Below are 14,462 nucleotides of genomic sequence, written 5' to 3'. Positions count from 1 at the left end.
CGTAGAAGCTACGCGAGACGCAAGAGCTCGTGCGCGGCGCGCAGCTTGCGGCGGATCGGCAGCCCGAAGGGACACGCCGGCTCGCACGGCGCCGCGCACGTGGCGCAGCGCGACGCGTTCGCCTCCGGCAAGAGCCGCGCGTACTCCTCCATCGCGACGCGCTGCTGACCGTAGCCCTCGTAGTAGGTCGCGAAGCGCAGCACGTCGTCGATCGGCACGCCGTGCGGACAGGACGAAAGGCAGATGCCGCAGCCGGGACGGCAGTACTCGGCGCGCACCAGGCGGTCGTAGCGCTCGAGGAGAGCGATGTCGGCGTCGGTCGGCTGCTGCCCGGACGCGACGAGATACTCGTCGACCTGCGCGAGCGAGTTGATCGACACCACGAGCCCGCTCACGTGCGGGTTCGCCAGCACCCATTTGAACGCGGCCTGCGAAAACGACTCACGCTCGGTGGGCGTGAAGTCGGACAGCACGGTGTGCTGCGCGCCCTTCAGCGTCTTCATCGCGACGACGCCGACGCCGCGCTCGTGCGACTCGCGGAAGATGTTCGTCAGGTCCGGCCAGTTCTCGAAGTTGTACGCCACCATGATGACGTCGAACTTCCCCGAGCGCACCGCCTCGCGCATGACGAGCTCGAGCTGCGGCGTGTGCGAGCTGACGCCGACGAAGCGCAGCTTGCCCTGCTCCTTCAAGCGCTCCGCCGCCTCGTGGATGTTTGGATTGAAGAGCCGGTCGAGCGAGTTGCAGGCGTGGATGTGCGCGAGGTCGAGGTAGTCGGTGTCGAGGCGCTTGAGGCTGCCCTCGACGGCGGCGATGACCTCCTTCGGCGTCGCGTCGTTCGGCAGGTGTCCCTCGGGCGTGCAGAACTTCGAGACGATGAACAGCTCCTCGCGCGGGTGTCCCGCGATGCCCTCGCCCAGCACGCGCTCGGAGCCGGCGCGGGAGTAGTCGGGCGAGGTGTCGAAGTAGTTGATCCCGCGCTCGAGCGCACGCTTCACGACCGCGACGTTGTCGAGCCCCGAGGTGCCGAACGAGATGTCCGACATCGCGTGGCCCGTCTTGCCGAGCGGACGGTACGCGCGCACGCGCGACTCGCTCCACGACGGCTGCTTGACCTCGGCTTCGGTCGGCGCGTCGCGCAGCAGGAAGAGCTGCGTCTTGTACTCGCAGCCGGCGAGCGCCGCGGCGCTGCCGCCGGCGGCGACGCTCGCCGCGGCGCGCAGGAAGCGCCTGCGTCCTTCGTCGGGGAGACGCTCGCGCGCCGTTCGCTCGTCCTGCCCGTCGTCGCGAGCGTGTCGAGATCGCCGAGGTCGCCGCATGATCGCCCTCCTCGCTCGCGAGGAGCCTATCACCGTGCCCGGGCGGAAGCGCCCCCGTCGCGCCCGACGCCGTGCGCGCCGCTGCAGCGCCGACACGGACGGAGCCGGACGCTCGCGCACGCGCACCGGCCGGCGCGCGGCGCTGGCACGGCGCGACGGTCCGGGATAGTTTCGCCATCAGCATGAGCGAGGCGCTCCTCGAGCCGAACGGCATCGTCACGATCACGACCGACTTCGGCACCCGCGACGCGTACGTCGGCGCGATGAAGGGCGTCATGCTGTCGATCTCGCCGACGCTGCAGATCCACGACATCGCGCACCAGATCGAGCCGCAGAACATCGAGCACGGCGCGACCGTGCTGCGCGGCGCGTGCCCGTGGTTTCCGCCCGGCAGCGTGCACGTCGCCGTGGTCGACCCGGGCGTCGGCACCGAGCGCGCGCCCGTCGTGATCGTCGCTGGCGGGCAGGCGTTCGTCGGACCCGACAACGGGCTCTTCGGACCGGTGGTCGCGCGGCTCGGCGGCCCGCAGGCGGCGTACCGGCTCGACCGTCAAGGCAAGCTCGCGCGCTACCTGCCGCACCGCCACGCGTCGACCTTCGAGGGCCGCGACCTGTTCGCGCCCGCCGCCGCGGTGCTCGCGGCGCGTCTGCTCACGCCGGCGGACATCGGCAGGCCGCACGACCTCGTGCAGCTCCCCGGCACCGAGCCCGTGCACGTGCCCGGCGCGATCGAGGGCCAGGTCACCTACTACGACCACTTCGGCAACGCGATCACCAACGTCACCGCGCAGCACCTCGAGAGCCTCGGCGCCGCGTCGTACGTCGTGCGCCTGCCGGGCGACGAGCGCGTCCCGCTGGTGCGGACCTACGGCGACGCCGCGCCCGGCGCGATCCTCGCCGTGATCGGCAGCGAGGGCTTCGTCGAGATCGCGGTGCGCGACGGCTCGGCGCGCGCGCGTCTCGGGCTCGCGACCGGGACGACGATCCGCGTCGAGCCCGCGGCATGAGGTCGACCGCGTCGCACCGCGGCGGGCGCTCGTCGCTCGCCGTCGTGGTCGCCGTTGCTGCCGCGTTGCACGTCCTCGCGATCGGCGTGCACGGCGCCGCGGCGCAGCCCGCGACGACGCACCACGACTTCGCCGACGTCGAGCACTGGACGCGCGTCTTCGACGACCCGCAGCGCGACGCCTGGCAGAAGCCGGAGGAGGTCGTGCGCGCGCTCGCGCTCGAGCCCGGCATGACGGTCGCCGACCTCGGCGCCGGCACCGGCTACTTCTCGCGCTACCTCTCGCAAGCCGTCGGACCGCGGGGCACCGTGCTCGCCGCCGAGCCCGAGGCGGCGCTGGTCGCGCACCTGCGCGCGCGCGCCGAGCGCGAGGGCACGGCCAACGTGGTGCCGATCCTCGCCTCGAAGGACAACCCGCGTCTCCCCGCGCGCAGCAGCGACGTCGTGCTGATCGTCGACACCTGGCACCACATCGACGACCGCATCGCCTACGCGCGCCGCCTGAAGGAAGCGCTCAAGCCGGGAGGCCGCGTCGCGATCATCGACTGGCAGAAGCGCGAGCTGCCGGTGGGACCCGGAATGGCGCACAAGCTCGCGCGCGAGCAGGTGGTCGAGGAGCTCCAGGCGGCGGGCTACCGCCTGGTCGCCGAGCCCGAGCTGCTGCCCTACCAGTACTTTCTGATCTTCGCGCCGGCGGCCTGAGCGGCACGTCCGCTCTTTTCGCCCGAACGAGAGCGCTCGGCGTCGCTCAGCGCAAGCCCAGGCTCTTCAGCTTCTTGTGCAGCATGACGCGCGACAGGCCGAGCACCTCGGCGGCGCGCGACACGTTGCCGCCCTCGCGCTCGAGCACCATGGCGATGTAGCTCGCCTCGAAGCGCGCCCGCGCCGCGCGCAGCGACGTGTCGCCGTTCGGTGAGGCGCCGTTGCCTTCGATCGAGACCGCGGCCGAGGGCGCGGCCAGGTCGCCCGACGCCGTCGCGCGCGCGTCGTTCGCCGTCCCGGACGCGTCGCGGAACGGCGATGGCGCGTCCTCCGCGACCACCCCGTTGCGCACCACCGACGAAAGATACTCCACGCCGATCACGTCGCCGTCGTGCGCGAGCGCGACCGCGCGGTCGAGCTCGTTTTTTAATTGACGTACGTTGCCCGGCCAGTGGAACGCCTGCAGCACCTCGCGCGCCTCCGGCGTGACGCCGCCGATGCGCTTGTTGTGCGACGTCGCGGCGAGGTGCAGCAGGTGGTCGATCAGCAGCGGGATGTCCTCGCGACGCTCGCGCAGCGGCGGCACGTAGATCGGGAAGCCCGCGAGCCGGTAGTAGAGGTCGGCGCGGAAGCGTCCGGCGTCGACTTCCGCCTCGAGGCTCCGGTTCGACGCCGAGATGACCCGCACGTCGACCTTGCGCCCGACGGTCGAGCCGATCGGGATGACCTCCCCTTCCTGCAGCACGCGCAGCAGCTTGACCTGCATCGCGGGCGACATCTCCTCGACCTCGTCGAGGAAGATCGTCCCGCCCGACGCGGCCTCGAAGACGCCTCGACGCGAGCGGTCGGCGTCGGTGAACGCGCCGCGCTCGTGTCCGAACAGCTCGGACTCGAGCGTCGACTCCGCGAGCGCGCCGCAGTTGACCGGCAGGAACGGCTTCGCGCCGCGCGGGCTCGCACGGTGCACCCCGCGCGCGACCAGCTCCTTGCCGGTGCCGGTCTCGCCCTCGATCAGCACCGGGATCGGCGCCTGGGCGGCGCTCTCCATCAGGCGAATGAGCTCGCGCATCGCCTGGCTCGTGCCGACGATCTCGGGGAAGCGGTCGCGGCGCTCGAGGTCCTTGCGCAGCGCGCCGATCTGCGAGCGCAGCTCCTCCTCCGAGGCGCGCAGGCGGCCGTACATCTGCGCATTCTCGATCGCGAGCGCGACGCTGCCGGCGAGGCTTTCGAGGAAGACCAGGTCGTCCTGCGTGAACACCGGACCGCCGTGCGCCTCGGTCACGTAGATCAAGCCGATCGTCCCGGCGCGCGTGGTGAGCGGCGCGGCGATCACCGACCCGGTCTTGAAGCCGATCGCGCGATCGACGGCGTCGAAGTAGCGCGGGTCCTGCTGCGCGTCGGGCACGAGCTCCGAGCGCCCGCTGCGCACGACGCTGCCCGCGATGCCGACGTGGGACGGGATGCGCACGTTCTTGATGCGCTCGCCGTACACCGGATCGGCCGTGGCGGCGTACGGGAAGTAGAGCTCGTTGGTCGCCGGATCGAGCAGCAGCACCGCGACGCCGCCCTTGACGCCGAAGGCCTCACGACAGCGCGTGACGACCAGCGAGACGAGCTCCTCGAGATCGGTGTGCGCGGCGAACGAGCGCGACAGCTCGAGCAGCAGCCGCAGGCGCTCGCTGTCGAGACGGTCGAGTCCCATGCCGCTCCCGTGTGACGCTCAGCCTGCCGTGCGGGCCGGCGGATCCGAGACCAGCAGCGTGCCCTGCGCGACGCACGCGAGCCGACCGTCGTTCGTCACCTCGACGCGCACCACCGCGGTGCGCTTGCCGAGCGACAGCACGGTCGACTCGGCGGTGATCGTGCCGCTGCGCACCGGTGCGAGGTAGTTGAGCTTGAACTCGGTGGTCGCGGCCCACTGCCCGCGCTGCATCAGCGGATAGAGCACGCAGCCGAGGACGTGGTCGACGAGCCCCGCCATGACGCCGCCGTGCAGCGTGCCGAACGGCGTCAGGAGCTCGTCGCGCACCTCCATCGTCGCGAGCAAGCGTCCCGGGCCGAACTCGACGAAGCGCACGCCGAGGTAGGCCGGCAAGCCGGTGACCTGGTCGTTCGCGCGCAGCATGCCGTCGGCGATGCGCTGGTCGTACTGCTCGAAAACGGGCGGCTGCGCCATGGCGTCCTCCTTCGTGTCGCGTCCTAGCACGCTTTGCGGCGCGGCCCACGCGGCCCGCTCACAGGAGCGAGAGCTGACGCGGCTCGCCGGTCGCCTCGTCGAAGCTACGACCGAGCGCGGGCAGGATCGCGTCGGCGATCGGCCGCAGCACCTTGTCGACGTAGTGCGCGCGGTCGACGTCGTCGGGCAGCGGCCGGCCCGGCAGCACCGGCTCGGGGCCCTGGCGCGTGATGACGTAGCGGATCACGGGGCCCACGTCGGCGCCGAGCTTGCGCGCCGCCTGCACGTGCGGCGGCGTGGCGGCGGTGTAGCGGTCGAGCGAGCCCTTGCGGATGCGCTTCGCGTAGACCAGCTCGGAATCCAGCTCGCCCGCGCGCACCTGACGCACGACCTCGGTGACGAACGGCATCGGGTCCTCGTCGGTGAACACGCGCGTCAGGATGCCCTCCTGCAGGCGGCGCGCGATCGCCGGCCAGTCGCGCCGCACCGACTCGAGCCCGACGACCAGCAGCTTGCCGTCGACCCAGCCGGCGTAGCGCTTCTTGCTGCCGCCGAGCCCCGAGCGCACGCGCGGCATGAAGAAGCGCTCGAGCACGTGCTCGAGCTCGAGCGTGAGCTTCGGCTCGACCCGGTACTGCTCGCGCACGCGCGCGACGACGTGCGCCTCGACCTTCGCGCGCAGCGCCTGCGCCTCCTCGCACGCCGCCGGACCCGCGTCGTCGCCGGTCAGCTTGACGAACACCGAGTCGGTGTCGCCGTACAGCACGGTGAAGCCCTCGGCCTCGAACGCGGCCTTCGTCCAGAGCAGCGTCTGCTGGCCAAAAGTGGTGATCGCGTTCGCGATCTCCGGGTCGAAGAAGCGGCACGCCGGCGCCCCGAGCACGCCGAAGAGCGCGTTCATCATGATCTTGATCGCCTGATCCGCGTGGCGGTCGCCGCGCGCCTTCGCCGCCTCGCGACGCTCGACGAAGCCGTCGATCAGCGCCGGCAGGATCGCGTCCGAGCGCGAGAAGCGCGCTCCGTTCGGCGCGCAGACGACGTCGGGGTCGCCTTGCCGCGCGCGCGCGTGCGCCAGCGGGTCGAGATTGAAGGTGCGGATCAGGCTCGGGTAGAGGCTCTTGAAGTCGAACACCGCGACGTTGCGGAAGAGCCCGGGGACGGAGTCGAGCACCGCGCCGCCTTGCACGGTGACGCCGGAGCGGTCGGCGTCGACGTTCGGCGCGACGACGCCGCGCCGGCGCAGCTCCGGCAGGTAGATCTGGTCGAACGACGCGATGCTCGCGCCGACGCGGTCGAGCTGCATGCCCGACAGCAGGCTGCGCTCGATCGTCAGCGCGAGCAGACCCTCCTGCTCGACGATCTCGAGCGCGAGCCGCGCGTCCTCGAGGTTGTAGGCGACGAGCGCTTCGGGATCGCGCCGGTAGAGGCGCGCGATCTCCGCCGCCGCATCCGGCGCGTCGGTGTCGATCAGCTTGCCGCGGCCGAGAAGCGCGCGCGCGACGGTGTCGAGCCGGTAGTCCTCGAAGCGGATCGCGTCGCGCACGAGCCCCGCGGCGTCGAGCACCATGCGACCCGGGACGTTGGCGCGTCCTTGACGGGTGAAGGTGCTGTCCTGCTCGAAGCGGACGTCGCCCGGGACCTGCCCGAGCTGACACTTCACGCGCAGCGCCGAGCAGCGCCGCGCGAGCACGCGCAGGTCGAAGTCGACGACGTTCCAGCCGAGCAGCACGTCGGGATCGAGCTCGCGCACGCGCCGCACGACGCCCTCGAGCAGCCGGCGCTCGTCGGCGTGGCAGATGGCGCTTTTGACCTCGCGCTTCGTGACGAGGTGCGCCTCCTCGACGCCGCAGCCGACGAACGCCACCGAGTAGATGCGGCTCGCGTCGGGCGACGTCTCGATGTCGAGCGACAGCACGCGCAGCTCGGGGCGCTCGACGCCGGGGCGCAGCACCGGGTTGCGGAACAGCACGAGGCCGCCCTCGCGCGGCTCCTCCTCGCCCTCGATCGTCGCCGCCGCGCGGATGCCGTGGTCGATCAGGTAGCGGTAGGCGAAGCGGACGTCGGCCTCGTAGGTCGGCACGCCCTCGCGGGCGAGACGGTCGCGCAGCGTCGCGACCAGGCCGGGCGTCGGCACGGTGACCCGCACCACCGGGCGGCCGTCCATGTCGCGCAGCTCGTTCGCCTCGATGGTCATGCCCGGTACTTGACCGAGCAGCCCGACGTCGCGCGTGCGCAGGAAGAAGTACGGTCGGAAGCGGTCGTCCTCGACGAGGAACGGCCGTCCGTCCACCAGTCGCCCGAAGAGCTGCACCACCGGGCGCTCGTCGCGCATCTGGTAGGTCGGCTGGAGGATCAGCCCGGCCGGCATCGCTCCGCGTCCGCGGTTGGTCTCGAGATCGCCACCGCCCCTCGTCCTCCTGTGGGTTTCGCGCTCGCCTGGCAAGCGGGACGCGTCCCACGTTTTGCCGCTTCCGGCATACCGCGTCCGGATCGCGCGTGGTAGCTAGCGCGGCGTGACGTGGCCTGCGAAGTCGCTGGTCGTCGCCGCCGACGCAGCGACGCGGACCGCCGCCGCGGCACGCTGGCTCGAAGCGCAACGTGCCGACGCCGAGCTGCTCGTCGTCGCGGCGAGCCAGCAGGCCGCGGACGAGCTGGTCCGCGACGCGACGCGCGCGCACGGCGCACGCTTCGGCGTGCACCGCACGACGCTCGGACGCCTCGCGGCGCTGCTCGCGGTGCCGGGCCTCGCGCGCGAGCGCCTCGCGCCGGCGAGCCAGCTGTCGCTGACCGCGGTCGCGGCGCGCGCCACCTACCGGGCGCTCAAGGAAGGACGTCTGCCCTACCTCGGCCGCGTCGCCGACCGCCCGGGCTTCGCGACCGCGCTCGCGCGCACGCTCGACGAGCTGCGCACGAGCGGCATCGGGACCGACGCGCTGCGCGCCCTCGGCCGCACGGGACGCGACCTCGCGGAGCTCGCCGACGCCGCCGCGGCCGAGCTCGACGCGCTGCGGGTCGCCGACCGCGCGCGCGTGCTCGCGACCGCGACCGCTGCGGCGCGCGACGCGGCCGCCCCCGTGCCGGTCGGGCTGCCGCTGCTGCTGCTCGACGTGCCGCTCGCGTCGGCGGCGGAGGTCGAGCTCGTCCGTGCGCTCGCCGAGCGCGCGCCCGCGGCGCTCGCCACCGCGCCCGACGGCGACACGCTCGGCGTCGAGCGCCTCTCGCGCGCGCTCGGCTGCGCGCCGGAGCGCGCCGCCGGCGCCGCAGCGGAAGGCTCGCTCGGGCGCCTGCAGCAGCACCTCTTCGCCGACACCGCGCCCGAGCCGGCGTCGCTCGACGAGGGCGTCACGCTGCGCGGCTGGCCGGGCGTCGCGCGCGAGTGCGTCGAGATCGCGCGCCAGATCCAGGAAGAAGCCGCGCGCGGCGTGCCGTTCGACCGCATCGCCGTCTTCCTGCACGCGGCGAGCGACTACGGCGTGCAGCTCGAAGAAGCGCTGCAGCGCGCCGCGATCCCGGCCTGCTTCGCGCGCGGCACGACGCGTCCGCACCCCGGCGGGCGCGCGTTGCTGGCGCTGCTCGCGTGCGCCGCGGAGAAGCTGTCGGCACGGCGCTTCGCCGAGTACCTGTCGCTCGGCCAGGTGCCGGATCCCGCGCTCGCGAACGGCGGCTCCTTCGTCCCGCCGAGCGACGAGCTGCTGCGCCTCGACGTCGGCCGCACCGACGACGACGCCGCGCACGCCACGGACGAGGAGCACGACGACCCGACCGCGGGCGATCCCGACGCCGCCGCGCGCCGCGCGGGCACCGTGCGCGCGCCGTGGCGCTGGGAGCAGCTCCTGGTCGACGCCGCGGTGATCGGCAGCAAGGAGCGCTGGCAGCGGCGTCTCGACGGCCTCGCCCGCGAGATCGAGGAGCAGCGCGCGGGCCTCGATCCGGCCGACGAGGGACGCATCGCCGCCTGCGAGCGCCGCCTCGAGGACCTCGCGCACCTGCGCGCCTTCGCGCTGCCGCTGATCGAGCGTCTCGCGGCGCTGCCCGAGAGGGCGTCGTGGGGCGAGTGGCTCGAGCACCTGCGCGCGCTCGTGCGCGCCGCGGTGCGCGACCCCGAGCCGGTGCTGACGGTGCTCGCCGAGCTCGAGCCGATCGCGCCGGTCGGACCGGTCGAGCTCGACGAGGTGCGTTTTGTCTTGACGCCGCAGCTACGCGACCTGCAGGTGCCGCCCGCGCCGCGCCGCTACGGCGCGGTGTTCGTCGCGCCGGCGGAGAGCGCGCGCGGGCTGGTCTTCGACGTCGTGTTCGTGCCCGGGCTCGCGGAGAAGCTCTTCCCGCGCAAGATCGTCGAGGAGCCCTTGCTGCCCGACGCGCTGCGCGAGCAGCTCGACGGCGAGAAGCTGCCGACGCAGGCGACGCGCGTCGCGCAGGAGCGTCTCGCGCTGCGTCTCGCCGTCGGCGCGGCGCGCTCGCGCGTGCACCTCTCGTATCCGCGGGTCGACGTCGAGCAGGCGCGCGCGCGGGTGCCGTCGTTCTACTTGCTCGAGGCGCTGCGTGCGACGGAGGGTCGCCTGCCGGGCTTCGACGAGCTCGCGCAGCGCACGAGCGCGGCGTCATCGGCGCGTCTCGGCTGGCCCGCGCCCGAGGTGCCCGAGCAGGCGATCGACGACGCGGAGTACGACCTGGCGCTGCTCGCGCCGCTGGTCGACGTCGACGAGCACACCGCGCAGGGCGCCGCGCGCTACCTGCTCGGCACGAACCCGCACCTCGAGCGCGCCCTGCGCGCCCGCGCCCGGCGCTGGCATCCGCGCTGGCTGCCGTCCGACGGTCTCGTCGATCCGGGCGAGCACGGACGCGCGGCGCTCGCCCGCCACCAGCTCGCGGCGCGCTCGTTCTCGCCCACCGCGCTGCAGCACTACGCGACCTGCCCGTACCGCTTCTTCCTGCAGGCGCTCGTGCGGCTCGCGCCGCGCGAGGAGCCGGTCGCGATCGAGAGCATGGACGCGCTGACCCGCGGCGCGCTGTTCCACGACGTGCAGTACGAGGTCCTGACCGCTTTGAAGGCCCGCGAGCTGCTGCCCGTCCGTCCGGAGACGCTGGAGGAAGCCCAGGCGATCGCCGACGAAGCGCTCGAGCGCCTCGCCGGCGAGAAGCGCGAGGAGCTCGCGCCGGCGATCCCGCGCGTCTGGGACGACGCGATCGCCGGCATGCGCGCCGACCTGCACGAGTGGCTGCACCGCGCGGCGCGCGCGACCGACGGCTTCGTCCCGGATCGCTTCGAGGTCGCGTTCGGGATCGTCGATCGCGAGCGCTCCTACCAGGATCCGGCGAGCAGCAAGGAGCCCGTGCCGCTCGAAGGGGGCCTTCTGCTGCGCGGCTCGATCGATCTGGTCGAGCGCGACGCGCGCGGCGTGCTGCGCGTCACCGACCACAAGACCGGCAAGCCGCGCGCGAGCGCGGGGCTCGTGATCGGCGGCGGCACGGTGCTGCAGCCGGTGCTCTACGCGCTCGCCTGCGAGAGGCGGCTCGAAGCGCCCGTCGAGTCGGGACGCCTCTACTACTGCACCGCGGACGGCGGCTACACCGACGTCGTCGTGCCGCTCGACGCCCGCGCGCGCGAGGCGGCGGCGACGGTGATCGAGACCATCGGCGGCGCGCTCGCCGAAGGCTTCCTTCCCGCCGCGCCGTCCGAGGGCGCGTGCAGGTGGTGCGACTACCGCCCGGTGTGCGGGCCGTACGAGGAGCAGCGCGTGCAGCGCAAGCCGAAGGACCGGCTCGCGCCGCTCGAGCGCCTGAGGAAGATGCCGTGAGGTCCCCGCTCGCCGACCAGGAAGCCCGCGACCGCATCGCGCGCGACCTCGACGCGACGCTGGTCGTCGAGGCCGCCGCCGGCACCGGCAAGACCACCGCGCTCGTGAGCCGCATGGTGCGTCTGCTCGCGAGCGGCACCGCGACGCTCGACCGCATCGTCGCGCTGACCTTCACCGAGGCCGCGGCGGGCGAGCTCAAGCTACGGCTGCGCAGCGAGATCGAGCGCGCGCGTCAGGCACCGGAGACGACCGCGGAGGAGCGCGCGCGGCTGACGGACGCCCTGCCCCACCTCGAGCAGGCGCGCATCGGCACGATCCACTCGTTCTGCGCGGACGTGCTGCGCGAGCGTCCGGTCGAGGCGGGGATCGATCCGCTGTTCGAGGTCGCCGCCGACGACGTCGCGGGCGAGATCTTCGCGCGCGCCTTCGATCGCTGGTTCGAGCGCCAGCTCGAGTCGCCGCGCGAGGGCGTGCGGCGCGTGCTGCGCTGGCGCGCCGACCGCGACGAGTCGGCCCGCGGCATGCTGCGCGCGGCGGCCTGGAGCCTGATCGAGCGGCGCGACTTCCCGACGCCCTGGCAGCGCACGCCGTTCGAGCGCGAGCCCGAGATCGACGCGCTGGTCACGGAGCTCGCCGACCTCGCGCGCTGGGCCGAGTCCGGCAATCCCGACGACTGGTTCGTCAAGTCGCTCGCCGAGATCGCGTCCTTCGTGCGCGACGTCGAGCGCCGCGAGGCGCTGCGCGGCCGCGACTACGACGCGCTCGAGGCGGGTCTGCGCGAGCTCGCGCGCCACCGGCTGTGGCGCTGGCGCGGACGCCGCACGAACGACGGCTTCCCGCGCGACGAGCTGCTCGCGCGCCGCGACGCGCTGAAGGAGCGGCTCGACGCCTTCGTCGCCGCGTCGGGCGCGGATCTCGCGCCGCTGCTGCGCGACGAGCTCTGGGAGGTGGTCGAGGCCTACGAGGCGCTCAAGAGCCGCACCGGCTGCCTCGACTTTCTCGACCTGCTGGTGCGCACGCGCGACCTGGTGCGCGGCGACGCGAGCGTGCGCGCGGATCTGCAGCGCCGCTTCACGCACGTCTTCGTCGACGAGTTCCAGGACACCGACCCGCTGCAGGTCGAGATCCTGCTGCTGCTCGCGGCCGACGATCCGTCGGTCGACGACTGGCGGCGCGTGCGCCCGGTGCCGGGCAAGCTCTTCCTGGTCGGCGATCCGAAGCAGTCGATCTACCGCTTCCGCCGCGCCGACGTGGCGCTCTACGAGTCCGTCAAGCAGCAGCTCCTCGCCTGCGGCGCGTCGCTCGTCTACTTGACGGTGAGCTTCCGCGCCGTTCCGGACATCCAGGAGGCCGTGAATGCGGCGTTCGCGCCGCGGATGCGCGGCGACTCGCCGAGCCAGGCGGCGTACGTCGCGCTCGAGCCCTGCCGCGAGGGCGTCACGACGCAGCCCGCGGTGGTCGCGCTGCCCGTGCCCTACCCCTACGGCGACCGCCAGATCGCGAACTTCCGCATCGAGGAGTCGCTGCCCGACGCGGTGGCCGCGTTCGTCGACTGGCTCGTGCGCAAGAGCGGCTGGACGGTGACCGAGCGCGAGCGTCCGAACGAGCGCGTGCCGGTGCAGGCGCGGCACGTCTGCGTGCTGTTCCGCCGCTTCCGCTCGTTCGGCCGCGACATGACGCGGCCCTACGCGCGCGCGCTCGAAGCGCGTCAGCTGCCGCACCTGCTGGTCGGCGGCGGGTCGTTCCACCAGCGCGAGGAGATCGAGGCGCTGCGCTGCGCGCTCGGCGCGGTCGAGCGTCCGGACGACGAGCTGCTGGTCTACGCGACGCTGCGCGGTCCGCTGTTCGCGCTGTGCGACGCGGACCTGCTCGCCTTCCGCGAGACGGTCGGCTCGCTGCACCCCTTCCGTCAAGTACCGGACGACGCGCCGCAGCCGATCGCGGAGGTCGCGAGCGCGCTCGCCGTGCTGCGCGAGCTGCACCGCGGACGCAACCGGCGTCCGCTCGCCGACACGATCTCGCGTCTGCTCGCGGCGACGCGCGCGCACGCGGCGTTCGCGATCTGGCCGAGCGGCGAGCAGGCGCTGGCCAACGTCGCGCGGCTGCTCGACCTCGCGCGGCGCGCCGAGCGCCGCGGCACGATCTCGTTCCGCGCCTTCGTGCAGCAGCTCGAGGACGAGGCCGAGCACGGCGAGGCGCGCGAGGCGCCGATCTTCGAGGAAGGCACCGACGGCGTTCGCATCATGACCGTGCACCGCGCCAAGGGCCTCGAGTTCCCGGTCGTGATCCTCGCCGACATGACCGCGCACGAGACGCCGGAGCAGCCGCAGCGCCACGTCGATGCGGCGCGCGGCCTGTGCGCGATGCGCATCGCGCGCTGCTCGCCGCGCGAGCTGCTCGACAACGCCGAGCTCGAGATGCAGCGCGAGCGCGAGGAGGCGACGCGCCTGCTCTACGTCGCGGCGACGCGCGCCCGCGACCTGCTGGTCGTGCCGGTGATCGGCGACGAGCGCTTCTCGGGCTGGCTGTCGGCGCTCGACCCGGCAGTCTACCCGGCGCCCGAGCGCGCGAGCCGTCCCGAGGCGCCGCAGGGGCCGGGCTGCCCACCGCGCGTCGGCCGCGACAGCGTGCTCGAGCGTCCGCCGAATTCCTTCGGGCCGCGCATGACCGTCGTTCCCGGCGTGCACCGTCCCGAGGCCGGCGAGCACCGCGTGGTGTGGTGGGATCCGGCGACGCTCGAGCTCGGCGCGCGCGAGAGCATCGGGCTCCGCCAGCAGCGGCTGCTCGCCGCCGACGACGGCAACGTCCGCGCCGAGCAGAGCGTCGTCGCGCACGCCGCGTGGCGCGCCGAGCGCGAGCGCGTGCGCACGACGGCGGCCGCGCCGAGCGTACGCGTCGTCACGCCGAGCGGCGACGAGGCGCTCGGGCTCGCGCTCGACGCCGAGCCGCGCGTCGCGCCGGAGGTGACGGTCGAGCAGGTCGCGAGCGCAGATCTCGCGCGGCCGCACGGCAAGCGCTTCGGCGCGCTCGTGCACGCGGTGCTGGCGACGGTCGCGCTCGACGCGGATGCCGCCGCCGTCACCGACGCGGCGGTGCTGCACGGCCGCGTGCTGGGCGCCTCGGACGAAGAGGTCGAGGCCGCGGCGGCCGCGGCGCAGCGCGCGCTCGCGCACCCGCTCGTCGCGCGCGCCGCCGCGGCGGCGAAGCGCGGCGCCTGCCGCCGCGAGTGTCCGGTGACGCTCGAGGTCGACGGCGTGCTCGTCGAGGGCGTGGTCGACGTCGCCTTCCGCGAGGAGGATCCGACGCCGGGCTGGGTCGTCGTCGACTTCAAGAGCGACCTCGAGATCGCGGGGCGGCTCGACGGATACCGTCGTCAAGTAGAACTTTATGCTCGGGCCGTGGCGCGCGCGACGGGCGAGCCGGCGCGCGCGGTGCTGCTCCGCGTCTGACTTGACTATCGC

Annotated in this window: 8 protein-coding genes; 4 read left to right on the top strand and 4 right to left on the bottom strand. The window is 73.6% G+C overall.

The features are described from left to right. Nucleotides 1-8: 8 nt before the first annotated feature. Complete coding sequence (locus tag VIS07_06430; GenBank protein HEY8515128.1) at nt 9-1,319, bottom strand: aldo/keto reductase; 1,311 nt, start codon at nt 1,317-1,319, stop codon at nt 9-11. A gap of 182 nt (nt 1,320-1,501) precedes the next feature. On the opposite strand from VIS07_06430, the gene VIS07_06425 reads away from it, so the two are divergent. Further along, complete coding sequence (locus VIS07_06425; protein ID HEY8515127.1) at nt 1,502-2,326, top strand: SAM-dependent chlorinase/fluorinase; 825 nt, start codon at nt 1,502-1,504, stop codon at nt 2,324-2,326. Next, nucleotides 2,323-3,027, top strand: coding sequence for a methyltransferase domain-containing protein (locus VIS07_06420; GenBank protein HEY8515126.1), 705 nt, complete (start codon nt 2,323-2,325; stop codon nt 3,025-3,027). The genes VIS07_06425 and VIS07_06420 overlap by 4 nt, the downstream gene beginning before the upstream one ends. A 46-nt stretch (nt 3,028-3,073) precedes the next feature. Here VIS07_06420 and VIS07_06415 read toward each other — a convergent pair whose 3' ends face one another. Genes VIS07_06415 through VIS07_06405 form a run of 3 tightly spaced genes read right to left on the bottom strand, consistent with a single transcriptional unit; the run spans nt 3,074 to nt 7,571 of the window. Next, nucleotides 3,074-4,729, bottom strand: a complete 1,656-nt coding sequence (locus tag VIS07_06415; GenBank protein HEY8515125.1) for a sigma-54-dependent Fis family transcriptional regulator — start codon at nt 4,727-4,729, stop codon at nt 3,074-3,076. A gap of 18 nt (nt 4,730-4,747) precedes the next feature. After that, complete coding sequence (locus tag VIS07_06410) at nt 4,748-5,203, bottom strand: PaaI family thioesterase (protein HEY8515124.1); 456 nt, start codon at nt 5,201-5,203, stop codon at nt 4,748-4,750. A 58-nt stretch (nt 5,204-5,261) separates the two neighbouring features. Beyond that, nucleotides 5,262-7,571 carry a DNA polymerase II gene (locus tag VIS07_06405; GenBank protein ID HEY8515123.1) on the bottom strand — a complete coding sequence of 770 codons (2,310 nt, stop codon included), beginning with the start codon at nt 7,569-7,571 and terminating at the stop codon, nt 5,262-5,264. Nucleotides 7,572-7,716: 145 nt separating this feature from the next. On the opposite strand from VIS07_06405, the gene VIS07_06400 reads away from it, so the two are divergent. After that, the gene (locus VIS07_06400) at nt 7,717-11,001 is read left to right on the top strand and encodes a PD-(D/E)XK nuclease family protein (GenBank protein ID HEY8515122.1); all 3,285 of its coding nucleotides are present in this window, start codon (nt 7,717-7,719) and stop codon (nt 10,999-11,001) included. Further along, a complete protein-coding gene (locus tag VIS07_06395) occupies nt 10,998-14,450 on the top strand; it encodes a UvrD-helicase domain-containing protein (protein ID HEY8515121.1) in 3,453 nt (1,150 codons plus the stop codon). The genes VIS07_06400 and VIS07_06395 overlap by 4 nt, the downstream gene beginning before the upstream one ends. Nucleotides 14,451-14,462: the final 12 nt, after the last annotated feature.

Source organism: Candidatus Binatia bacterium (assembly GCA_036563615.1).
Classification (GTDB): Bacteria; Desulfobacterota; Binatia; order UBA12015; family UBA12015; genus DATCMB01.
The sequence above is the reverse complement of the archived record's forward strand: the minus strand, read 5'-3'. Positions and strand labels throughout refer to the sequence as shown.

Coding starts and splice junctions, on each gene's coding strand:
- VIS07_06420 (HEY8515126.1), top strand. CDS start 2,323: ATGAGGTCGACCGCGTCGCACCGCGGCGGGCGCTCGTCGCTCGCCGTC.
- VIS07_06410 (HEY8515124.1), bottom strand. CDS start 5,203: ATGGCGCAGCCGCCCGTTTTCGAGCAGTACGACCAGCGCATCGCCGAC.
- VIS07_06405 (HEY8515123.1), bottom strand. CDS start 7,571: ATGCCGGCCGGGCTGATCCTCCAGCCGACCTACCAGATGCGCGACGAG.
- VIS07_06430 (HEY8515128.1), bottom strand. CDS start 1,319: ATGCGGCGACCTCGGCGATCTCGACACGCTCGCGACGACGGGCAGGAC.
- VIS07_06425 (HEY8515127.1), top strand. CDS start 1,502: ATGAGCGAGGCGCTCCTCGAGCCGAACGGCATCGTCACGATCACGACC.
- VIS07_06415 (HEY8515125.1), bottom strand. CDS start 4,729: ATGGGACTCGACCGTCTCGACAGCGAGCGCCTGCGGCTGCTGCTCGAG.